This window comes from Streptomyces luomodiensis, from assembly GCF_031679605.1.
GTDB classification, from domain to species: domain Bacteria; phylum Actinomycetota; class Actinomycetes; order Streptomycetales; family Streptomycetaceae; genus Streptomyces; species Streptomyces luomodiensis.
Genome location: NZ_CP117522.1, coordinates 6,768,263 through 6,789,410, shown reverse-complemented (window position 1 = coordinate 6,789,410; position 21,148 = coordinate 6,768,263). Strand labels below are relative to the sequence as shown.

The window sequence follows — 21,148 nt, the reverse complement described above, 5'->3', positions numbered from 1 at the left end:
TGCCGGTCGGGGAGGGCGCGGAACGCTGGGCCAGCCGGGCGACGAGCCGACGGGTCCTGTTCGTGGTGCACAACGTCACCTCGGCCGGCCGCCTGCTGGACGTACTGCCGCTGTTCCACGACGACTTCCGGGTCCAACTCCTGGTCACCTCGACCGGGTCATCCGCCTTCCAGAGCGGGATCGACGCGCTGTTCGCGGAGTTGGGGCTGCCCGTGCTGCCCTGGGAACAGGCGTTGGCGACACCGGTGGATCTGGCGGTGTCCGCGAGCTTCGGTGGGCAACTTCAGGACATACAAGGCAAATTGGCTGTCCTGTCCCATGGAGTTGGATACACTAAGAAACTGGGCGAGTCACGAGTCACGAGTCACGAGTCACGAGTCACGAGACACGAGAGCCGCGAGCCCCGCGACCCCCGAGCCGACCTTCGGCCTGTCGCCGGAGTGGCTGCTGGCGGACGGTGAGCCGTTCGTGGACGGCCTCGTCCTCTCCCACCCGGAGCAGCTGGAGCGGCTGCGGCGGGTGTGCCCGGAAGCCGAGAAGACCTCCGTCCTCGCCGGCGACCCCTGCTTCGACCGCATGCTGGCCGGGCGCCGCCACCGGGAGCGGTTCCGCCGCGCCCTGGGCGTACGCCGAGGTCAGCGGCTCGTCGTACTGAACTCCACCTGGAATCCCGAGGGTTTCTTCGGGAACGGCGGCGGCCAGGACGTCCTGCCGGGCCTGCTGCCGCGCCTCGCCTCCGAGCTGCCGGCCGACGACTACCGGCTGGCGGCCGTACTGCATCCGAACATCTGGTACGGGCACGGGCCGGGGCAGATCCGCGTCTGGCTGGACCGGGCCCGCCGCGGCGGACTGACCCTGATCGACCCCGTGCACGCGTGGCGACAGGCCCTGCTGGCGGCGGATGTCGTACTGGGGGATTTCGGGGCGGTGTCCTACTACGCCGCCGCGCTGGGCATCCCCGTGCTGCTCGCGGCGGCCACGCGGGACCGGCTGGACCCCGAAGCGCCGCTCGCGACGTTCGTCCGGGAGGCCCCCCGGCTCGACCCGTACGGCCCGCTGCGGGGTCAGCTGGAGGACCTGCTGGCGGGGCACCGCCCGCCGGCCGGTCCGGCGGAGTTCACCAGTTCGGCACCGGGCGCGTCGGCGGGGCTGCTGCGGAGGCTCTTCTACACGCTGATGGACCTGCCCGAGCCCGCGGCTCCCGCCCTGCTGGAGCCGCTGCCCCTGCCGCCGTACGAACCCCCGCGGCGTACGGCTCCCCTGGACGTGCGGACGCACGTCGGTACGCGGGCCCGGGGAGCGGACGTCACGGACGTCAGGATCGAACGCTCCACGGGGCACCCGTACGACACGGCACACGGCATGCCGTACGACACGGCCGGCGAGACACACCGCGCCGTCCACGAGGACACCCGCGACCCCGGCGACCTGACGTCGGCTGATGTGATCTACCGGGACGGGCGGCCGGACGACCCCCGCCTGGGCGGCCCGGCGGAGTGGACCGCCGAGGTGCTGCGCCGGTATCCGCACTGCTCGCTCGCCGGATATGTGACCGGTCCGCACAGCTGCACCGTGCGCGCCCGGGAGTACGGCATGTTCCAGCTGTCGGCGGCCCCGGGAGCGGACGCCGATCCGGCGGCCTACGCCTCGGCGCTGCACGCGTGGCTGGCCGGTGGCGGTGCGGTGCCGCCGGGCGGGGTGACCCTCCGGGTGCACACGGCCGGCCGCGTGCACCCGGTGACGGTGACCCCCGCTACCGGGACCGGGCGGCCTCGCAGCGCAGCCGCAGCCGGGCCAGATAGCCCAGGTGCACAGTCGCCTGTTCCGGACTGAGCAGGCGTTCAGCCTCGGCGATCCTCGTCAGAGCCTCGGCGTGCTCGCCGGCGTCGTGCAGCGTCTCGGCGAGGTCCGTGAGCGTACGGGCCTGGTTGTACGCCTCTCCCCGTTCCGCGAAGAAGTCCCGCGCGGCCTCCAGACGGAGGCGGGATTCCGCCAGCCGTCCCAGGCCGCGCAGGGCACGCCCCTGGTGCCGCTCGATCAGGGCGAGGGCACGCGGCAGGTCCGCCGCGCCCTCCTGGCCGGGGCCGATCCGCCGGTAGATGCCCTCCGCCTCGACGAACCGCTCGTACGCCGCCTCGTACCGCCATCGGTACAGCGACAACAGGCCGAGGAACTCCACGGACGACGCCTCGCCCCGTACGTGGCCCGCCGCCCGCTCACCGGCGACGGCGGCGCGCACCGCGTGCTCGGCCTCCTCCCACCGCCCCAGCTCGCCCAGGCAGTGGCCCAGTTGGAAGTGGAGCGCGCCCGCCATGCGGGTGCGCGGCTGGTGCTCGTCGGCGCACCGGGCCGCGATCCGGAGGGCGGGCAGCACCTCGTCCCAGTGTCCGGCCTTCAGCTGAAGCGGCCACAGCGCGCGGGCCAGCCGCAGCGCCGTGCCGATGTGCTGGTACTCGTCCGCCACCGAGACCGCCCGCACCAGGTTCCCGGCCTCGGCCAGCAGGGCCGCCATGCCCTCGGCCGCGCCGCCGTACGGAGTCCCCCGCGCGGGTGCGGGCTCGGTCCGCCAGCTCTGCGGCAGGGCGGCGTGGGCGGCGTGCAGCGCCCGGTTCAGCAGCCCATCGAGCACCCGTGACACCGCCGCGAAGCACTCCGGAATCCCGTGCTCCGGCCCGGCGGCGTCGGCCAGATGGCGGCGCACCTCGGGCCGGAAGCGGTACCGTCCGTCCCCCACCGGCTCCACCAGCTGCGCGTCCGCCGCCTCGGCGAGCATCCGGGCGGCTTCCGCCTCGGTCACGGCGGCGGCGTCCGAGGCCAGCCGGGCGTCAATCGCGGGCCAGCCACCCAGCGCGGTCAGCCGGCACAGCCGCGCCGGCTCCGGCCCGAGACGGCGACACGCCTCCCGTGCCACGGTGTGCACCGGATGAGACCGCGCGGACGCGTGGGATACCTCCGGGCAGTCCGGCTCATCGTTCATTTCCTCGGCTGTACCCTCCGCAAACAGGCGCATCGCCGCCGCCTTCAGAGCGAAGGCGTTGCCCGCGCAGGTGTCCAGCAGGGCGGGCAGCCGCGGCTTGGCCCGCGCGACCGTCTCGGGCCCGGCCACCTTCCTCAGCATCCGCAGCGCGTCCCGCTCGCCCAGCGGTGGTACGGCGATGCGCAGCGCCTCCAGCGCGAACGGCGGACCGGAGGCCACCACCAGCAAAAAGACCTCCGGCGTGGCCGGAACGAGTTGGCGGACCTGCGCCACCGAGGAGGCGTGGTCGATCACCACCAGCGCCCGGCGGCCGGCCGTCAACCGCCGGTAGAGCTGTTCCCGCCCGGTCTCCGTGGGCGGAATCCGCTCGGGCTCGACGCCCATCTGCCGCAGCAGGCGCAGCAGGACGGCGGCCGGTTCCAGCCCACCCTCCCCGGCCGCGTCGCGCAGATCGACGTAGAACTGTCCGTCGGGGTACCGCGCGATCTGGGCGGCGCCCCAGTGCAGGGCCACCGCGGTGGTGCCGATGCCGGGCGGCCCGTGCAGCAGCGCGACCCGCGGCCGCCCGGCGGCGGCGCGGGTCGCCTCCCGCTTCAGCTGCCTCAGGACGTTCTCGCGGTCGGTGAAGTCCCGTGCGGCGGGCGGCAGTCCCGCCACGGGGCGCAGCGCCACCGCCGCGTCCGGCAGGCTCCGCAGCAGCAGGGCCCACTCGCCGGACCGCCCGCCCTCGTCACTCAGGCGCGCGTGCATCTGCCGCGCCAGTGCCTCCCGCCCCTCCGCGGTGGCCGGCAGCGGCGTCTCCCGGCCCAGGGTCCGTCTCACCAGCGTGCCCGTCGACACGAGCAGCTGCTTGCCCACTTCTCCGGCCGCGCCGTTCCCCACCGCCGCGAGGAATGCGGTGAGCGCGCTCACCGTGACGATCTCGATCACACCGGCCCCTCCCCTGGTCCCGGTCCGGTCCCTGGCCGGACTGTATCCCCGCACTACCTGCCCGGGAAAACCATCCGGCCTCGGCGGCCCCCGGCCGGGTTCGCCGCGACGGGCAACCCCCGGATGTCACACTCCGGCGGCCTGGTCTGTCGCACCTGCGGAAACCTTCGTGAGCCCCGCTCGGCAGCCGCCCGAGTCACGGGTGCGACCCGCGATCCGTACGACACGATGGAGAGACCCGCCATGGTCCGTATCTCGCTCACCCCGCCCGACACGCTGCTCAACCGCATCGGCGCCTGGTACTCCCGGCGCACCTACGGCAAGGTGCTCGACCCCGGTCTGGCCGCCGGGCACAACGCGCGGGTGCTGCTCACCTACGTCCGGGCCGAGCGCGGTGCCGCCAAGTGGAACCGCCTCGACGCGGGCCTCAAGCACCTGGCGGTCATGGCCGTGTCGGCCAGGATCAACTGCTCGTGGTGCCTGGATTTCGGCCACTGGGAGGCCGACTCCCTCGGACTCCCGATGGAGAAGATCTCCAAGGTGCCGGGGTGGCGCGACCACCAGGACGCCTTCACCGAGCTGGAGTTGCTCGTCCTGGACTACGCCGAGGCGATGACCGAGACCGAACCCCGCGTCACCGACGAGCTCGCGGCCGCCCTGATCGAGCGGCTCGGTGAGGCGGCCTTCGTCGAACTCACCGCCATGGTCGGCCTGGAGAACTACCGCTCGCGCGTCAACAGCGCCTTCGGCCTGACCAGTCAGGGATTCTCGGACGCCTGCGGCGTACCGTCCGGGGTACCGTCGCGGACGTGATCGACGCGACCACCTTCGAAGAACACCGGCGCATGCTGTTCGGTATCGCCTACCGCATGCTCGGCAGCGTCGCCGACGCCGAGGACCTTGTGCAGGACACCTGGCTGCGCTGTAGTCAGGTGTCCACCCCGGTGGACAACCCGGCCGGCTATCTGGCCCGTACGGTCACCAACCTCGCCCTCAACCGGCTCACCTCGGCCGCCGCCACCCGCGAGCGGTACGTCGGCCCCTGGCTGCCCGAGCCGCTGGTCACCCAGCCCGACGCCGGTGAGGGGGTGGAGCTGGCCGAATCGGTGTCGCTCGCCCTGCTCGTCGTCCTCGAAAGCCTCTCCCCGCTGGAGCGGGCGGTCTTCGTGCTCAAGGAGGTCTTCGGCTTCTCCTTCAAGGAGATCGCCGGAATGCTGGAACGCGGCGAGGCGGCCGTACGGCAGGTCGGCCGCCGGGCCAGATCACACGTCCAGGCCCGGCGACCGCGCTACGACGCACCGGACGAGGTGCGGCGCCGGGTCACCGATGAGTTCCTGGCCGCCTGTCTCGGCGGCGACCTCAACCGCATGATGGAGCTGCTCGCCCCCGATGTGACGGCGTGGAGCGACGGCGGCGGCAAGGTGAAGGCCGCGCTCCGCCCGCAGCAGGGCGCGGACAAGGTCGCCCGTTTCCTCGCCGCCGTCGTCTCCCAGCCGATGGACGACCCCCAGGTGCACCCGGTCGACGTCAACGGCCGCCCGGGACTGCTCCTCACGGTCGCGGGCCGCCCGGACACCGTCGCCTGCGCGGAGATCGCGGACGCCCGCATCACCGAGATCCGCATCATCCGCAACCCGGACAAGCTGCGACACCTGGCGCGGACACAGGCGTGAGGCGCACCCCGCCAGGCGAAGGCGCAATAATAATTGCTTTGTTAGAATTGCGGCATGGCCACCCACCCCACCCCCGGCGAAGGCCCCACACGACCGGTGTCCGTCTCCCTCCACGAGGGCACGATCGCCGCGCTCAAGGAGCGCGTCGGCAAGCGTGGCCTGTCCGCGTACGTCGAAGCCCTCATCCAGCGGCAGCTGGAGCGGGACCGGCTGCGTGAACTCATCGAGGACGCCGAGGCCGCACACGGCCCGGTTGACCATGCGGCGGTCGAGGCGAAACGAGCCCTGCTGCGCGGCGACACAGCCGGCTCCGCGGACGCCGCGTGAGCGGGACCCTGGTCCTGGACTGCGAAGGGCTGTCCCAGCTCGTACGGCGTAACCCCGAACTCACGGAGTGGCTGGCCGCGGCCGAGGCCGAGGACATCCGCGTGGTCACCAGCTCGGTCACACTGGTCGAGGCGCGCGATCCCAGGACACACCAGGCCCGGTTCGACTACGCCGTCTCACGCGTCAACGTCGTGCCGCCGACCGAGGTCATCGCCCGCCACGCCAGCAAGCTCCTTGCCGCGGCGGGTCTGCACGGCCACAAGTACGCACTCGACGCCATCGTGGCCGCCACCGCACTGACCTCGCCGTCTCCCGTCACCGTTCTGACCTCGGACCCTGAGGACTTGGGCCTGCTCTGCGGACCAGCCGTGCGCGTGTTCAAGGTCTGAGCGGACAGAGCTGGTCGAGGTCGATCCCCACCGGGAACGAAGCCGCGACCTCCACCACCCCACACGCCTCCCTCCCGGTACGTCATGGTCGCGGGGGCGAGTACCGAGGGTGCGCTACATCGAGGAGCCACCGTCCCCCACGCCGTCGCCGGGCACCCCCTCCCGGTGGCCCGCCCGGCGGCCGGAGCGCTCGGCACGGCCGGAGCGCTCGGCGCGCACGGAGCGGAAGCCGGGGTGAACGCCGGGGCTGAGGCCCTGCCGGTCCGCCAGCCGCCGCAGCAGCCCGGTCAGCTGTTCCCGCTCCTCCTCCGAGAGGCCCTCGGTCATCCGGCGTTCGTGCTCCGCGCCCACCTTCCGCAGCTTGGCCAGCACCTTCCCGCCCTCGTCGGTCAGATGGACCGCGTACAGGCGCCGGTCGACAGGGTTCTTACGGCGCTCGATCAGCCCGCGCCGCTCCAGCTCGTCGGCGAACGCGACGAACCGGCTCGGCGGCATGCCCAGGTCGTCGGCGAGCTCGCGCTGGCTGCGGCCCGGGGAACCGGCCAGCAGCCGCAGCAGGCCGCCCTGCGGCGGGGTCAGGTCAAGCTCCACCAGGCGCTCGGCGAACAGCTTGGCGGCGTGGGCGCCGAGCTGGGCCAGCAGAAAGGCGGCACCGGTGGGGTGTGGGCCTGGTGGCCGTTCACCTTCGTTGGTCGTTCCCATGCGGACATCGTACTCGGTTGACAATCGTTCTAACTTGTAATCATTATCTTCCGTATCGGTTTTCTGGCAGACCAGCGGTCCTGACCGGCCAATGGACCCGGCCGACCGACGGACCCGACCAACGGACCCGGCCGACCAACGGAGGAGAAGCCATGCCCAGCACGACCCCCCCGACCACATCCCCCGCCCCTCCCACCCGGACGACCCCCGGTGAGCACACCCCCGGCCGCCGCCCCCAGGGCGGGCCCCCGCTGCTGGCCCCCGTGCTCGCGTTCACCGTCCTGACCATCGGCTACGTCGTCGTCAACCGCTCGACCCCGCGCCCCGACGCCTCCGGCAAGGACGTGCTGACGTACGCGCGGGACCACGGCACCACCATCGAGCTGGGCTCGCTGCTGCTGTTCGCCTCGGCCACGCCATTGGCGCTCATGGCAGCGGTGCTCTACCGCCGACTGCGGGCGCTGGGCATCACCGCACCGGGCTCGGCGATCACGCTGGTGGGCGGGGTGCTGGCGGCCGCGGCGCTGAGCGGCAGCGCGCTGTTCGGCTGGGCCGGTGGCCGTCTGCCCATGGACGCCGATCCGGCCCTGGCCCGCGCGCTGGCCGACCTGTCGTTCCTGTCCGGCGGCGCCGCCTACTCGGTGACGTTCGCGATGCTCGTCGCCGGCATCTCGGTGACCGGACTGATGGCCCGCCTGCTGCCCCGCCCGCTGACCTGGGCCGGGCTGGCCCTGGCCGCCGCGGGGATGCTCTCCATGCTCTCGCTGGTGGCCGACCCGTTCAGCTACCTGCTGCCGGTCGTGCGCTTCGGCGGGCTCGTCTGGCTGGTCATCGCCGCCGTCCTGCTGCCCCGCACCCGCCCGTCACGGCACCAGTGAGCGCCGGACGCCCGGAATACGTGATCGAGTGCGCCGCCCCGAGGGGTGGCGCACTCGAGCACGTTCCGGTGCGGCCACATCCGTACCACCCGCCCATGAAGTCCCTTGTCCGGCACGGCGGTTCGACTTAGCGTGACGGATCGGTAACACCGTCGGAGGGGGTTGCGGGGCGTGGCGTTATGGATGGCGCTTGCGTCGGTATGGGCCGTGCTACAGCTGTTGTTGCTGTCCTGGCCGGTGCGGACGGTGCGGTGGCCGACGGTGCTCCTCGCCTTCGGGGTGGGCGCGTACGGCTGCGGCGTGCTCTCGATGCTGCTGGAGCTCGTGGTGGCACGGCAGTTGGCCACCGCGAGGCAGAAGTCTCTGGCGGCCGTCATGGATGTGGTGTCGTGGACGACGGCCCCGGTGGTGGAGGAGCTGCTGAAGGTCGCACCACTCCTGGTCGTGGGGTGGGCGCTGCGCGGGCGGATGCAGTGGGGTCTGGCGGACTTCGTGGTGCTGGGCGGCGCCGCCGGGGCGGGGTTCAGCCTGCTGGAGAACCTTCTGATGTACGCCGAGTCCGCGGGCAAGGCCGTTCCCTCGGATGAGGGAGGCTGGCTGATCGCACAGGGACTGAGCGGTCAACCGTACGTTCCCGGCCTCGGGCAGATCCTCGGCAGCTGGTTTCCGTCACCGACCGGCACCATCGACGTCGTCGACGGGCCGGCACTCCCCTACGAGGTACACATCGTCGCCAGCGTGCTCGGCGGGCTGGCGGTGGGCCTGTTGTGGTGCGGTACCCGCGCGCTGACCCGGGCGGCGGCGCTGGTGCCGATGGCGGGGGCGGTGGCGATCCACTGGGTGACCAATCACGCCGCCGCCTTCCAGGGCAACGACACCGCGATGGAGTGGCGGGAGAGGCTGGCCGGGGAGTGGGGCCTGTGGATCATCCTGGGGTGCCTCGCCGCCGCGTGGATCTGGGATCTGCGCCGGTCCCGCGCAGGCCGGCGGCGCGAGCCCGAGGTCGCGCTGACCGCCGAACGCCAGGGCCGGACCGCCCCCGAAGCCCTCTTCGGATACGCCCTGTCGCGCTCCCCGGCCACCTGGATCATCGCCCTGGGCTACGCCCGGCGGCGCAGAGCGCTGCTGTACGCCACGGCCCACCCCCGCACCCGCGCGGAGAAGCTGCGGCCGCTGCGCGAGTCGGTCGCCGAGCAGACCCGGCGCATGGACGCCACCTCCAGCCAGGAGGCATGGCACGGCGTGACCTTACGGCAGCTGTGGCGCCGGGCGAAGGAGCAGCGGCCCCGCCGGCCACGGCACGAGAAGGTCCTCCTGGTGCTCAGCCTGCTGCTGGCCGTCCCCTCCCTGCTGTATCTGGCGGTGGGCTCCTTCCCGGCCACGAAGGATCTCCAGGAGTACTTCACCGAGGGCACCGGGCTGCGCATCCTGATCGGCGTCGGCCTGGCCGGGCTGGCCCTGACCCTGTGGCGCCTGATCTCCGCCGTACGCGGCTACCGGGCCGCGAGCGCTTCCGTCCTCGGCGAGACCGTCGCCCTGGTCCAGTTCCGCGTCGCCGTCTGCGCGGGCACCCTCGTGGTCGGCGTCCTGCTGCTGTCCCGCTGGCCGGCGATCGCCGACGGCGAGGCCCCGCTGGCCGGTTACGACATCCTCGGCACCCACCGCTTCCTCCTGGAAAAGCTGCTCGAGGTCGGCCTTCCCCTTCTCCTCACCCTGGCCATGTTCGCCATGCCGTACGCGCTGCCGCTGGAACTCGCCATGGGTGGAGGGCTGGCGGAGACCCTGCTGATGGGCCTCGCCCCGCGTGCCCTGGCCCCGATCGCCTCCCGCGTCGGGGCCAGGCTGGCGACGCGTGAGGCGATGCGCTGGGCGCGCGGCGCCCTCCGGAGCCGTGGCCGGGGGGTGTTCTCCCGTACCTGGGACCGGGTGCGGCACGGCCGTACCGATCCGGTGGACGTGGCGACCGGACGGATGTTCCTGCCGCAGACGGATGTGGCGCTGCCGGGTGTGCTGCCGCTGGTGTTCTCCCGCCGGGTGGACTCCGGATACCGCGCCGGGCGGTGGTTCGGCCCGACCTGGGCCTCAACGGCCGACCAGCGACTGGAGTTCGACCAGCGGGGCGTGGTCTTCTTCACCGAGGACGGCCTGCTGCTGGCCTATCCGCATCCGGTGCCGGGCGGCACCGCGGTCCTGCCCGCGGAGGGGCCGCGGTGGCCCCTGGCACGGACGGCGGACGGCGGCACGTACACCGTCACCGACCCGCAGACCGGGCTCGTCCGCGCCTTCACCCCCCACCGCGACGAGGCACTGGCACTGCTGCGGGAGATCACCGACCGCAACGGCAACCGCGTCACCTTCACCTACGACGCTTCCGGCACGCCCGTCGAGATCCTCCACAACGGTGGTTACCGGCTGCGGCTGACGTCGGAGAACGAGCGGATCACCGGCCTGTACGTGGCGGACGTGCGGGTGAGGGGCTACGGCTACACCGACGGCCACCTCACCGAAGTGACGGGCTCCTCGGGCCTGCCGCTGCGTTTCGCCTACGACCAGGCCGGGCGGATCACGTCCTGGACCGACACCAACCACCGCTGGTACTCCTACGCCTACGACGAGCACGACCGGGTCATCGCCGAGGGCGGCGAGGGCGGTCACCACACCCTCCGCATCGGCTACGACGGAGTGGACCCGGACTTCCCCGATCTGAAGATCACCACCCTGACCTCGCCGGACGGTGCGGTCACCCGCTATCTGATCGACGAGGCGCACCAGGTCGTCGGGGAGATCGACGCGGCCGGCGCGGTCAGCCGCACCACGTATGACCAGGCCGGCCGTACGGTCGCGGAGACCGACCCGCTGGGCCGCACCACCGGCCTGCGCTACGACGAGCACGGGCGTCCGACGGCCGTGATCCGCCCGGACGGCAGCGAGATCAGCGCGGTGCTCGACGCACAGGGCAACCCGGTGCGGATCACCGATCCGGGCGGCGCGGTGTGGCGGCAGACCTTCGACGCGGCGGGCAACCGCACCGCGCTCACCGACCCGCTCGACGCCACCACCCGCTACCTCTACGACGCGCGCGGCGGCCTGCTCGCCATCACCGACCCGCTGGGCGCGACGACCCGGGTGCGCTGCGACGGGGCCGGGCTCCCGATCGAGATCACGGACCCGCTGGGAGCCACCACCCACTACCGGCGGGACGCGTTCGGCCGCGTCGTGGCCGAGACCGACCCCCTGGGCGCGGTGACCCGCTACGAGTGGAACCCGGAAGGCGAACTCCTGCGCCGCACCCGGCCGGACGGGTCGACGGAGTCGTGGACGTACGACGGCGAGGGCAACTGCACCACGCACACCGACGCCGTCGGCGGTACGACCGTGTACGAGTACACCCACTTCGACCTGCCGGCCGCCCGCACCGACCCGGACGGGGCCCGCTACACCTTCACCCACGACGCGGCGGCGCGGCTGACCCAGGTCACCAACCCGCAGGGCCTGACGTGGAATTACAGCTACGACCCGGCAGGCCACCTGATAGCGGAGACGGACTTCGACGGTCGTAGGGTGACGTACGAGCACGACGCGGCCGGCCAACTCATCTTCCGTACCGACCCGCTGGGCCGGCGCACCCGCTACGTCCACGACGCGCTGGGCCGCCTGGTGGCAAGGGACGCCGCCGGGCAGGTAGCGACCTTCCGCTGGAGCCCGACCGGAGTACTACTCGAGGCCGTCGGCCCGGACGCCAGACTGACCCGGACCTACGACCCCGTCGGCCGCATGCTGTCCGAGACCGTGAACGGCCGCACCCTGCGCCTGGCCTACGACGCAGCGGGGCAGCGTGTCTCCCGCCGCACCCCGGCAGGAGCGGAGACCACCTACGCCTACGACGCGGCGGGCAACCGCACCACGCTGACCGCCGGGAACCATGCCCTCACCTCCGCACACGACGCGGCGGGCCGCGAAACCACGCGCCGCATCGGCCACACCCTCACCCTCACCAACGCCTGGGACCCGCTCGGCCGCCTGACCACGCAATCGCTGACCGGTGCATCCGGCACCATCCACCACCGGGCGTACACCTACCGACCCGACGGCCACCTCACCGCGGTGGACGACCACCTGTCGGGCCGGCGCACCTTCAGCCTGGACCCGACAGGCCGGGTGACCACCGTCCACGCCGACAGCTGGACCGAGACCTACGCCTACGACGAGGCGGGCAACCAAACCCACGCCACCTGGCCGAGCACACAACCCGCGCAGGAGGCGACGGGCCCCCGCACCTACACCGGCACGCGCATCACCGGCGCGGGCTCGGTCCGCTACGAACACGACGCCGCCGGCCGCCTCACCCTCCGCCAGCAGACCCGCCTCTCCCGCAAACCCGACACCTGGCACTACACCTGGGACACCGAAGACCGCCTCACCTCGGTCACCACCCCCGACGGCACGGTCTGGCGCTACCACTACGACCCCTTCGGCCGCCGCACCGCCAAACAACGCCTCACCGCCACGGGTGACGTCGCGGAGGAAACCACCTTCGCCTGGGACGGCCCCACCCTCATAGAACAGACCACCACCGCCCCGGACCTCCCCCACCCGGTCACCCTCACCTGGGACCACGACGGACTCCGCCCCATAGCCCAGACCGAGCGCGTCACCGACACCACCACCCAACGCGAGATCGACGCCCGCTTCTTCGCGATCGTCACCGACCTGGTCGGCACCCCCACCGAACTCGTCGACACATCGGGCACCATCGCGTGGCACACCCGCACCACCCTCTGGGGCACCACCACCTGGGCCGCCGACAGCACGGCCTACACCCCCTTGCGCTTCCCTGGCCAGTATTTCGACCCAGAAAGCGGCCTCCACTACAACCACCACCGCTACTACGATCCGGATTCCGCCCGCTATCTCACCCCCGACCCCCTGGGCCTCGCCCCGGCCCCCAACCCCTTCACGTACGTCCACAATCCTCATGTTTCGCTGGACCCTGACGGCCTCGCGCCATGCCGCCCCGGCCCGGGGGCGCTCATACAGGATGAGCAGAGGGGCGCGGGGAATGTCTGGACGAAGGACCTGAGTCATGTGACCGGCAAGACGGCACGATCGCGGAATCGGGCGATCGACGCCATGATCAGAGAGGATTTCCAGCACCTGCGGTTCACGCATCGGCCCCGGTACAGCCCCTGGGCAAGCACGGGAATCGCCAAAAATAATGTGGGTACTCAAGTCGGATGGAAGTCATTTGTCAGCAGGGACGAGCTGCGTAACACACTTGTGCACGAGGAACTCCATCACCGCTGGTACGGGCGCGGCATCCCCGGTGGCACACATCACCCTCGCGACGGCTCCGGCATGTCCGCGCAATTCTATGAAACGGTGGACAGATACATGAGAATGCGAGGCTGGCGATGATTCAGCAGGCGGCCAGGCTCATAGAGCCGTGTGGTGATTGCGGCCGACCGTGCGAAGGGTGGGCGGTGCAATTGGTGAAGGAGGGCAGGCTCCGCTGGGAGCTTGAGTGGGCCTGCGACAACTGTGGCGTCTCGCACGACGGTGATTGGGGCGTCGCTCCGGACGAAGTTCGGCGGCCCATCCTGGCCGAGCACGGGTATCGGCGACTCCGGGTCGAGGAGCCGATCAGTTCAGGAGGAAAGGTCCTCAGAGCGTTCCGCAATGCCTTCGGGGTATCCATCGGCGAGGCGAAGCAGTCGGCCGACGAACTCGCCGGGGAAGAGGGATATCGGGGAACCCTGGTAGAGGTTTCCCTGCTTGCTGAACTTCTCGGGGCGTCCGGCATCGCCACAACGATTGACCATGCCTGACGCCCACCGGTCAAGACCGGCGCCTCAGAGCGCCGGGAACTCTCCGCCGCGCACGGCGGTGGTGAACGATGTCCACGCCTCCATGGGGAAGAGGAGGGCGGGGTCTGCCGGGTGCTTGCTGTCCCGGACGGTGACGACACCGGCAGTGGGGGCTATACCGGGTGTGAATTCCACGCACTCACCTCCATTACCGTCGCTGTAGCTGGACTTGATCCATTCAGCACGGGACAGGTCGACGGCAATCCTCATCGGGTGTATCAGCGCGCGGCGCCCGCACGTCCCGTCACCGTGATCGGGGCGGTCCGCCTCCCGGCGCCGTCCCCACGGGTACCCGGCGGCGAGTGAGGCACCGCACCCGTCTTCTGGACCGGCCCCGGCGCCCTCCGGGGCCGGTACGGGGTGCGGGCCGCCGTCAGAGGAAAGTGTCCGGACGCGAATCGTTACGGCCCACCGCCGCGTTTCCAGGATCTCGGACCTCGGACCCGCGGGTCGAGGAGTTGCCCCGTAACGCCATCGTTCTCCGCTTTCCGGTGGCGCCCCCCTCCCGCGCGAGGGAGGACTCATGGCTCCGCCCGAAGACGCCGCCGGCCCCGCCGGGCCGCCCCCACTCAGCGGGGGCGAGCGACAGGAGTACGAGCGGCTGCGCGGGGCGGCGGCCGTACGTCATCGGCGGCTGCGCCACGCGGGGGCGTGCGTGCTGCTCGTCCTGGCGGTCCTGCTCTCCCCGCTGGCCGTCGTCGCCACCTGGCTGCACGAAGAGATCACCGACCCGCACCGGTACGTACAGACCGTCGCCCCGATCGCCAGGAACCCCTCCGTCCAGACCGCCGTCACCAACCGGCTCACCAAACGCGTGGTCGACCAGGTCGACGTGCCCGCCATCGCCGCCCAGCTCGCGAAGAACCTGGACAAGGCCGGGGCCCCGTCCGTCATCGTGGACGGCACCCGGATGCTCGGCGGGCCACTGGAGGGCGCCCTGACCGACGCCGTGCACCGGGTGGTGCACAAGGCGATCACCAGCGAGCAGTTCCCGCTGGTGTGGGACGCGGCCAACCGGCGCGCCCACGCCGCCGTCGTGAAGGTCCTCACCGGCGAGGGCACCAGCGCGGTCCAGGCCCGTGGGAACGCGGTCGTCCTGGACATCGGCACGCTCATCGACAACGTCAAACAGCGCCTCGTCCGGGCGGGCTACGAGAAGGCCGCCAAGATCCCGCACATCGACCGGGAGTTCACGCTGCTGCGGACGGACAAGCTCGACGAGGCACAGGGCGCGATGCGTCTCCTCGACATCGTCGCCCCCTGGCTGCCCGCCGTGACGGTCGTGCTCGCCGCGTCCGCCGTGTGGGCCTCGCCCGCGCATCGGCTCACACTGCTGGCGGCCGGGGTCGGCACGGCGGTGATGATGGTCGCGCTGCTGGTCGCCCTGGCCGTGGTGCGCGGCGTCTACCTGGACTCCGTCCCGCCCGCGACCCTGCCCCGGGACGCGGCGGCCTTCATCTTCGACACGCTCGTACGCTTCCTGCGCGAAAGCACCCGCACGCTTCTCGTCATCGCGATCGTCACCGCGCTCGCCGCCCATCTGTACGGCCCCGGGCGCGGGGCCCGCGCCGTCCGCTCGGCCGCGGCGCGCGGCACCGGCGCCATCGGCCGGGGCCTGGCCCGTGCCGGAGCCCGCACCGGGGGTTTCGGCCGCTGGCTGGACACCCACCGGGCCTGGACCACCGGTGTCGTGATCACGGGCGGCGCGCTGGCCCTGCTGCTGTGGAACCACCCCACCCCGGCCTCCGTCGGCCTCGTCCTCGGCATCGTCGTGGGGGTCCTGGCGCTGCTCGGCGTCCTCGCCGGCGCCTCCGGCCCGCCCGGTCCCACCGGGTCCGGTGCCACCGGGCTCCCCGACGCCGCGGGCGGCCGCCAGGGGGAGAATCCCTGACGGCCGGGTCGGTGTGCCATGAGGGCGCTACGGGCACGGCGGGCGCTGCGAACACTGTGGGAGCGCGTCGGTACCGCGGTCGGCCGCGGCCCGGCCGCCCGGTTCCTGGAGCGGCTGGTGGCGGTGAACGCGCTGGAAGCCGCCACCCGGCTGGCGGCCCAGGCGTTCCTCACCGCCCTGCCCCTGCTGATGGCCGTGGCCGCCTTCGTCCCCGACACCCTCCAGAACCTCCTGGCGGACTCCCTGCGCTCGGTGGTGGGCGTGCGCGGTGACGTCCTCGACCAGGTGCGCCGTACGTTCACCGGCCCCGGAGCGGCCAAGACCCCCTCGGGGGCCGTCGGGCTGCTGGTCACCCTGGTGTCCGCGACGGCGTTCAGCCGGGCACTCCAGGCGGTCTGCGAACGGTGCTGGGGGCTGCCCAGGGCGGCGGTCCGGGTGGCGGCGTGGCGCTGGCTGCTGTGGCTGCTGGTCTGGCTCGCGGCGCTCCTCGTCCAGGCGCCGCTGCGCAGGGGGTTCGGCACGGGCGTCGTCTCCGGGCTGGTGCTGTCCCTGCTGTCGAGCGCCCTGCTGTGGTGGTGGACCCAGCATCTGCTGCTGAGCGCCCGGGTCAGCTGGGCGCATCTGCTGCCGGGCGCCGTGCTCGCCGGTACGGGAACCGTCCTGCTCGGTTACCTCTCCCGGTTGCTCATGCCCGTGGCGATGGCCCGCGGGCTCGCCGACTTCGGCCCGCTCGGTCCCGTCTTCACGCTTCTGACCTGGCTCATCGTGGTCTTTCTGGTGGCCGTGGCCGGTCTCGCGGCCGGGCCGGCGGTGGCCTCGTCGGCCTGGTACGCACGGACCACCCGCCCGCTGCGGGGCCGGGAGCCCCCAGATGGACGGAAGCCCGCTGACGGACCCCCCTGACGCCCGCCTCGGATATCGCCGCACTCGGAATCGCCGCCTCGAAAAAGCGCCTTCGAATATCGTTCGAGAACGGTCGGTCGCCCCTGCTAGCGTGCCGCACGTGGCGAAACTCAATCAGATCATCGCAGTGGAGAAGGGCGTCAAGTCCAAGACGCAGGCGGACCTCACGGCGTCCCAGCGCCGTCTGGACAAGCCGGCACTGCTGGCGGGGATTTCCCGTACCTATCAGCCAAAGGACGAGGAGGGCGAGCAGCTGCCGCCCGAGTCGACGCGGGTGCAGGTGAAGGCGGAGGACGTACTCCGCGACACCGCGACGACACTGACCCGGCTGTTCGATGTGACCGCCACCAAGGACTGGACGAACTGCGAAGCCCGCGCGGACATCGAGGTCGAGGGGCGCACGCTGCTCCGCGATGTGCCGGTCTCGTATCTGCTGTTCCTGGAGAAGCAGCTGACGGATCTCGCCGCCCTCATCCGCCGGCTGCCGACCCTGGACGCCGCCGAGTCGTGGTCGCTCGACCCGTCGACGGACTGCTGGAAGACCGAGGCCGTACGGACCGTCCGTACGAAGAAGGTGCCCCGCAACCACGTGAAGGCGGAGGCCACGGAGAAGCACCCGGCGCAGGTCGAGGTCTACTACGAGGACATCCCCGTCGGCTACTGGACGACGGTCAAGTTCTCCGGGGCCCTCCCGGCGCGGCGCGTCAATGAGCTGCTCGACCGGGTGGAGAAGCTCCAGCAGGCGGTCAAGTACGCCCGCGAGGAGGCCAACGGCATCGACGTCACCGATCAGCGCGTGGGTGAGGTGGTCTTCGGCTACCTGTTCGGGTAGCGTCATGGACTCCCCGTCCGCCGGGTCAAGCGGCGGCGCGGGGTGCGCGAGGAGCGCAAGCTGAAACTGAAGCTCGTCGTGATGCACGCGGTTGTCCGGGAGGTTTTGACCACCTCTCCGAGCACTTGGTCACGAGAGGGAAGGGTCCGCCTTACGGAGGTAGCCGGGTTTAGCCCCCGGTCTTCGGGCGGGCCGTGCCCCCGTGGCACGCGTTCAATCTCAGATTATTGCTCCAGCCTCAGCATTCGCCGCCGATCGCCGCACCGACCGGGCACGGGCTCGGTCGTCGGATGCCGGTTCGAATCCGGCCCGCCCCGCTTCGTGGAGCGGTAGTTCAACGGAAGAACACGACGACATCAGACTGACCCGTTCCCATCCGGGCAGGCGTGTGCAATTGGGCGGCACCACAGGGCCCGGGGGATGGCCAAACCCTCGGGTCCGCTTCTCTTCCTGCTCGTCCTGCGCTCTTCTCGCGCTCTTCGTACCCTTTGTGTGCGTCCGAACGCCTGCGGACCGCGATCCCGTCCCAGTAGGGTCCTCCGTACGAGAGGGGGAATAACACCCGTGTTTTCACCCGTTCTTGATCCGAGGCAGGCGCCATGCTGAACGGCATCGACGTGAGTTCGTACCAGTCCACCTTCGACCCGGACGGACTGGCCTTCGTCTTCATCAAGGCCACCGAGGGGCGGTCCTACATCAACCCGAAGCAGAGCTCGCAGGCCTCCCGGGCCCGCAAGGCGGGGTGTGTCGTCGGGTTCTACCACTTCCTGTGGCCGGGCAACATCTCGGCGCAGGCGCGTTACTTCGTCGAGAAGTGCGCGTCCCAGAAGCACGATCTGCTCGCCGTGGACTGGGAGACCACCGGCTCCGGCACCCGGGCCAGCAACGCCGAGAAGGACCGGTTCATCCGCGAGGTCAAGAAGCTGCGTCCGACGCACCGCGTCCTGCTCTACTGCAACCGGAATTTCTGGCTCAACCACGACACCACGTCCTACGCCGGGGACGGCCTGTGGATAGCGGACTACGTGACGGCGGGCAAGCCGCGCATCAAGGCCAAGTGGAAGATCCACCAGTACACCGACCGCCCGCTGGACAAGGACGTGGCGAACTTCTCCAGCAAGGCCGCGCTCCAGGCATGGGCCAATCCCGGTTCGGCGGCGCTCACCGCCGAGGAGACGGCGGACGCGGAGGACGTCCACGCGGCGGAGGGCGTGGACGGCGGGTCCGAGGAGGCCGCCGGGTCCGAGGAAGCCGCCGGGTCCGAGGCGGAGGCGCGGGAGAGCGCGGACTGACCGGCCGCTCGAAGCGTTGTCGGTGGGTGCGCCTACGCTGCCCGGTATGAGCTACGCAGACCTGCGCGAACTCCGCAGCGCGCTCACCACCGCGTCGGACATCGCCTTCTCGCTGGACGCCGCACCCTCCGGGCGGGAGACGGAGGTGCTCACCGACGCCCTGCGCCGGGCGCTCGCCGCGGCGGGATCGCTGACCGCCGAGCACGGTGCCACGGGCTGTGCCCAGCATCCGCGCGGGGCCGTCGATCCGCTGTACGGGGATCCGGAGGACCCGCTGCCGCCCGGTTACGGCCGCTGTCTGCTGTGCAACGACCGCAGACGGCGGGCGAGCGCACAGCGGCGCGGCTGGCGCTGACGCGCCGGCCGCGCCGCCGTGCGGCCCGGTCAGACCTTCTTCTTGTCGTCCTTGTTCTGAGCCGCCCAGAACTCGTCGAAGGTGAGCAGCCCGTCACCGTTGGAGTCATGGGCGTTGATGACGGCCTGGGCGACGGGCTCCGTGACATACGGGTCCCCCAGCTGCGCCATCACGCTCTTGTACTCGGCCGCGGTGATCTGACCGTCACCGTTGAGGTCATACCGCTCGAACGCCTTGCGCGCCGCCTCGATGTCCGCCACCTGTCCGCCCCTTCCGTGCGTGTGCTTGACCCGCACAGATTAGCGGTCGGTGGCGAACGGCCCGGCGGCCGCGTCGCCGTGTTCGCGGCTCGGACCCCGCTGTTCTTCGGCGGCCGAGGGCGTCAGGCCCCGTTGACCAAGGACATGTAGCGGTCCCAGTCCCACAGCGGGCCGGGGTCGGTGTGGTCGGCGCCGGGGACCTCCACATGGCCGATGATGTGGTCGCGGGTCTTGGGGATGCCGTAGCGGTCGCAGATGGCCGCGGTCAGGGCGGCGGACGAGGCGTACATCTCGTCCGTGAACCACTTCGGTTGGTCCACCCAGCCCTCGTGCTCGATGCCGATGCTGCGGTTGTTGTAGTCCTTGTTGCCCGCGTGCCAGGCGACGTCCTTCTCCCGGACGAACTGGCCGATGTAGCCGTCGGCCGAGGCGACCATGTAGTGCGCCGAGACCTGCTTGGCCGGGTCCTGGAAGATCTTCATCGCGTCCGGGAAGGTCTCCTGCGTCACATGGATGACGATGAAGTCGATCGGATACGAGGTCGGGCGGCTGGAGACCCGGTAGTTGGAGGTCGAGGCCGGGATCCAGTGGGTGGGCGGGTAGGCGGCCGCGCGGCGGCCGCGTCTGTCATCGGCGCGGGCGGTGGCGGCGGTGGCCGCCGTGGCGAATCCGGTGACGGCGAGTCCGGTGGCGGCGGTGGCGAGATAGGCGCCCGAGCGGAGCAGGGCGCGCCGGGTGGTGGGGGTGCGGCCGTGCGCTTCCATGGGGGGTCTCCCGAAGTCGTAGCGGGACAAGGGGATGTGACGCGTGGAGGTGTGACGCGTGGGGGGTGTGACGCGCGTAGCGCGGTTCCATGGTGGACGCTGGGCAGGGCCATGCCAAGGACCATCAGGCAAAGAAAGATTTCGCGTCACGGTCTGGACCACTGGAAATTCGTTCGAGAGAAGTGGACAACGAAGGAAACTTGCCCCACTACCCGCCATTAACAAGGCAAGTGTTGCACCTCACCATGGATTGGCTTGGAAGCGCCCTTCCGCCTCTGCGATAGTCAGGGCCGCGGCCCCCATTGACCCGAGCGAGGTCGCTTCCCCCGAATGCCATGGCGAACACCCCTTTCGCGCCACGGCCGGGGCCGGACGGGGTCCCCGTGCCGTCGGCGCGCGACGGCACAGGGGCCCCTTCCCTTTGCACGGCCCTGTGTGCACGGCCCTCCATGCGATCAGCTTTCGGCCACCCGCATCTCGAACCAGGTCGTCTTGCCGCACGGCAGCAGATCGACCCCCCAGCGCTGGGAGAGCTGGTCGACCAGCATCAGCCCGCGCCCGCTGGTGTCGAGCTCCCCCACCGGCAACAGACACGGCAGCCCACGGGAGGGGTCACGGACCTCGACCCGGATCCAGCCGCGCCGCCGCAGCATCCGCAGCCCGAAGGTACGGGCGCCGGTGTGCCGTACGGCGTTGCCGACGAGCTCGGAGACCAGCAGCACCGTGTGCTCGGCGAGCTGGAAGCCCAGACCCCAGTCGCGCACCACCACAAATCCGGCCAGTCGGCGGGCGGTCGCCGCGGACTCGGGACGGGAGGGCAGCCGCACCTCCTCGGCGGCGGGGTTTCCGAAGAGGTCGAGCGCCTTGAGGGCTTGATCGTCCTCGACGGCCGGCGCCCCCCGCACCGCCGCCGTACCCATGCGCGGCTGCGGCTGCGGCTGCTCCATTCCCTCCAAGCCCGCCATGCCCCCCATCATGGCCGCCCAAAAGGCCATCCGGGGCGGAACCATGGGATTCCGAACACCGGAGCCCTAGGCTCCATAAAACCGATCCGACATATGCCAAAGGCAGTTGGGGCACCCCAACACCCCACCCGACCAGCGGTGTCACC

Annotated in this window: 18 protein-coding genes and 1 pseudogene; 13 read left to right on the top strand and 6 right to left on the bottom strand. The window is 71.4% G+C overall.

Annotation, left to right across the window (positions count from 1 at the left end; genetic code table 11):
* The first annotated feature begins 468 nt into the window (after positions 1–468).
* Positions 469–1,833 (top strand): hypothetical protein, encoded by a 1,365-nt coding sequence (locus PS467_RS28685; RefSeq protein WP_311037654.1) that lies wholly within the window; start codon positions 469–471, stop codon positions 1,831–1,833.
* Here PS467_RS28685 and PS467_RS28680 read toward each other — a convergent pair.
* Positions 1,754–3,907: an ATP-binding protein gene (locus PS467_RS28680; protein ID WP_311037653.1), complete on the bottom strand. Its 2,154-nt coding sequence runs from the start codon at positions 3,905–3,907 to the stop codon at positions 1,754–1,756. The two genes, PS467_RS28685 and PS467_RS28680, sit on opposite strands and share 80 nt — an antisense overlap.
* Before the next feature lie 243 nt (positions 3,908–4,150).
* On the opposite strand from PS467_RS28680, the gene PS467_RS28675 reads away from it, so the two are divergent.
* From PS467_RS28675 to PS467_RS28660, 4 genes are read left to right on the top strand one after another with little or no spacing between them, the layout of a single operon-like run.
* The gene (locus tag PS467_RS28675) at positions 4,151–4,720 is read left to right on the top strand and encodes a carboxymuconolactone decarboxylase family protein (RefSeq protein WP_311037652.1); all 570 of its coding nucleotides are present in this window, start codon (positions 4,151–4,153) and stop codon (positions 4,718–4,720) included.
* The gene (locus tag PS467_RS28670) at positions 4,717–5,580 is read left to right on the top strand and encodes an RNA polymerase sigma-70 factor (protein WP_311037651.1); all 864 of its coding nucleotides are present in this window, start codon (positions 4,717–4,719) and stop codon (positions 5,578–5,580) included. Before PS467_RS28675 ends, PS467_RS28670 begins: the two co-directional genes overlap by 4 nt.
* Positions 5,581–5,634: 54 nt before the next feature.
* The gene (locus PS467_RS28665) at positions 5,635–5,907 is read left to right on the top strand and encodes a hypothetical protein (RefSeq protein WP_311037650.1); all 273 of its coding nucleotides are present in this window, start codon (positions 5,635–5,637) and stop codon (positions 5,905–5,907) included.
* Complete coding sequence (locus PS467_RS28660) at positions 5,904–6,296, top strand: type II toxin-antitoxin system VapC family toxin (RefSeq protein WP_311037649.1); 393 nt, start codon at positions 5,904–5,906, stop codon at positions 6,294–6,296. The genes PS467_RS28665 and PS467_RS28660 overlap by 4 nt, the downstream gene beginning before the upstream one ends.
* 114 nt (positions 6,297–6,410) lie before the next feature.
* Here the strand turns inward: PS467_RS28660 and PS467_RS28655 are convergent, their stop codons facing one another.
* Complete coding sequence (locus PS467_RS28655; protein ID WP_311037648.1) at positions 6,411–6,998, bottom strand: MarR family winged helix-turn-helix transcriptional regulator; 588 nt, start codon at positions 6,996–6,998, stop codon at positions 6,411–6,413.
* A gap of 152 nt (positions 6,999–7,150) precedes the next feature.
* On the opposite strand from PS467_RS28655, the gene PS467_RS28650 reads away from it, so the two are divergent.
* The 3 genes from PS467_RS28650 (at position 7,151) to PS467_RS28640 (ending at position 13,701) form a co-directional block, all read left to right on the top strand.
* Entirely contained in the window at positions 7,151–7,876 is a 726-nt protein-coding gene (locus PS467_RS28650) for a DUF4386 domain-containing protein (protein ID WP_311037647.1), read from the top strand.
* 183 nt (positions 7,877–8,059) lie between these two features.
* Positions 8,060–13,291 (top strand): DUF6531 domain-containing protein, encoded by a 5,232-nt coding sequence (locus PS467_RS28645; protein WP_311037646.1) that lies wholly within the window; start codon positions 8,060–8,062, stop codon positions 13,289–13,291.
* 65 nt (positions 13,292–13,356) lie between these two features.
* Positions 13,357–13,701, top strand: a complete 345-nt coding sequence (locus PS467_RS28640; RefSeq protein WP_311037645.1) for a hypothetical protein — start codon at positions 13,357–13,359, stop codon at positions 13,699–13,701.
* Positions 13,702–13,725: 24 nt separating this feature from the next.
* Here PS467_RS28640 and PS467_RS28635 read toward each other — a convergent pair whose 3' ends face one another.
* Positions 13,726–13,950, bottom strand: coding sequence for a DUF397 domain-containing protein (locus PS467_RS28635; RefSeq protein WP_311037644.1), 225 nt, complete (start codon positions 13,948–13,950; stop codon positions 13,726–13,728).
* A 313-nt stretch (positions 13,951–14,263) separates the two neighbouring features.
* Here PS467_RS28635 and PS467_RS28630 point away from each other — a divergent pair, with 313 nt between their 5' ends.
* The 5 genes and pseudogenes from PS467_RS28630 to PS467_RS28610 all read left to right on the top strand — a co-directional run bounded on the left by PS467_RS28630 (position 14,264) and on the right by PS467_RS28610 (position 19,013).
* Positions 14,264–15,631 (top strand): hypothetical protein, encoded by a 1,368-nt coding sequence (locus PS467_RS28630; protein ID WP_311037643.1) that lies wholly within the window; start codon positions 14,264–14,266, stop codon positions 15,629–15,631.
* A gap of 18 nt (positions 15,632–15,649) precedes the next feature.
* Complete coding sequence (locus PS467_RS28625; RefSeq protein WP_311037642.1) at positions 15,650–16,534, top strand: YhjD/YihY/BrkB family envelope integrity protein; 885 nt, start codon at positions 15,650–15,652, stop codon at positions 16,532–16,534.
* A gap of 100 nt (positions 16,535–16,634) precedes the next feature.
* Positions 16,635–17,366 (top strand): DUF7873 family protein, encoded by a 732-nt coding sequence (locus PS467_RS28620; RefSeq protein ID WP_311037641.1) that lies wholly within the window; start codon positions 16,635–16,637, stop codon positions 17,364–17,366.
* A gap of 599 nt (positions 17,367–17,965) precedes the next feature.
* A pseudogene (locus PS467_RS28615) lies at positions 17,966–18,514 on the top strand (glycoside hydrolase family 25 protein); the annotation flags it as partial.
* A gap of 190 nt (positions 18,515–18,704) precedes the next feature.
* Positions 18,705–19,013, top strand: coding sequence for a hypothetical protein (locus PS467_RS28610; RefSeq protein WP_311037640.1), 309 nt, complete (start codon positions 18,705–18,707; stop codon positions 19,011–19,013).
* A 29-nt stretch (positions 19,014–19,042) separates the two neighbouring features.
* On the opposite strand, the gene PS467_RS28605 is transcribed toward PS467_RS28610, so the two are convergent.
* The 3 genes from PS467_RS28605 to PS467_RS28595 all read right to left on the bottom strand — a co-directional run bounded on the left by PS467_RS28605 (position 19,043) and on the right by PS467_RS28595 (position 21,002).
* On the bottom strand, positions 19,043–19,273 hold the full coding sequence (locus tag PS467_RS28605) for an EF-hand domain-containing protein (protein ID WP_268974545.1): 231 nt from the start codon (positions 19,271–19,273) through the stop codon (positions 19,043–19,045).
* A gap of 122 nt (positions 19,274–19,395) precedes the next feature.
* Positions 19,396–20,037 (bottom strand): N-acetylmuramoyl-L-alanine amidase, encoded by a 642-nt coding sequence (locus PS467_RS28600; protein ID WP_311037639.1) that lies wholly within the window; start codon positions 20,035–20,037, stop codon positions 19,396–19,398.
* A 455-nt stretch (positions 20,038–20,492) separates the two neighbouring features.
* Positions 20,493–21,002, bottom strand: coding sequence for an ATP-binding protein (locus PS467_RS28595; protein ID WP_268974543.1), 510 nt, complete (start codon positions 21,000–21,002; stop codon positions 20,493–20,495).
* Positions 21,003–21,148 lie beyond the last annotated feature (146 nt).

Bases quoted from the DNA above. Each gene is read 5' to 3' on its own strand.
- PS467_RS28675 (WP_311037652.1), top strand. From the start codon at position 4,151: ATGGTCCGTATCTCGCTCACCCCGCCCGACACGCTGCTCAACCGCATC.
- PS467_RS28665 (WP_311037650.1), top strand. From the start codon at position 5,635: ATGGCCACCCACCCCACCCCCGGCGAAGGCCCCACACGACCGGTGTCC.
- PS467_RS28655 (WP_311037648.1), bottom strand. From the start codon at position 6,998: ATGGGAACGACCAACGAAGGTGAACGGCCACCAGGCCCACACCCCACC.
- PS467_RS28650 (WP_311037647.1), top strand. From the start codon at position 7,151: ATGCCCAGCACGACCCCCCCGACCACATCCCCCGCCCCTCCCACCCGG.
- PS467_RS28645 (WP_311037646.1), top strand. From the start codon at position 8,060: ATGGCGCTTGCGTCGGTATGGGCCGTGCTACAGCTGTTGTTGCTGTCC.
- PS467_RS28635 (WP_311037644.1), bottom strand. From the start codon at position 13,950: ATGAGGATTGCCGTCGACCTGTCCCGTGCTGAATGGATCAAGTCCAGC.
- PS467_RS28630 (WP_311037643.1), top strand. From the start codon at position 14,264: ATGGCTCCGCCCGAAGACGCCGCCGGCCCCGCCGGGCCGCCCCCACTC.
- PS467_RS28625 (WP_311037642.1), top strand. From the start codon at position 15,650: ATGAGGGCGCTACGGGCACGGCGGGCGCTGCGAACACTGTGGGAGCGC.
- PS467_RS28610 (WP_311037640.1), top strand. From the start codon at position 18,705: ATGAGCTACGCAGACCTGCGCGAACTCCGCAGCGCGCTCACCACCGCG.
- PS467_RS28600 (WP_311037639.1), bottom strand. From the start codon at position 20,037: ATGGAAGCGCACGGCCGCACCCCCACCACCCGGCGCGCCCTGCTCCGC.
- PS467_RS28595 (WP_268974543.1), bottom strand. From the start codon at position 21,002: ATGGCGGGCTTGGAGGGAATGGAGCAGCCGCAGCCGCAGCCGCGCATG.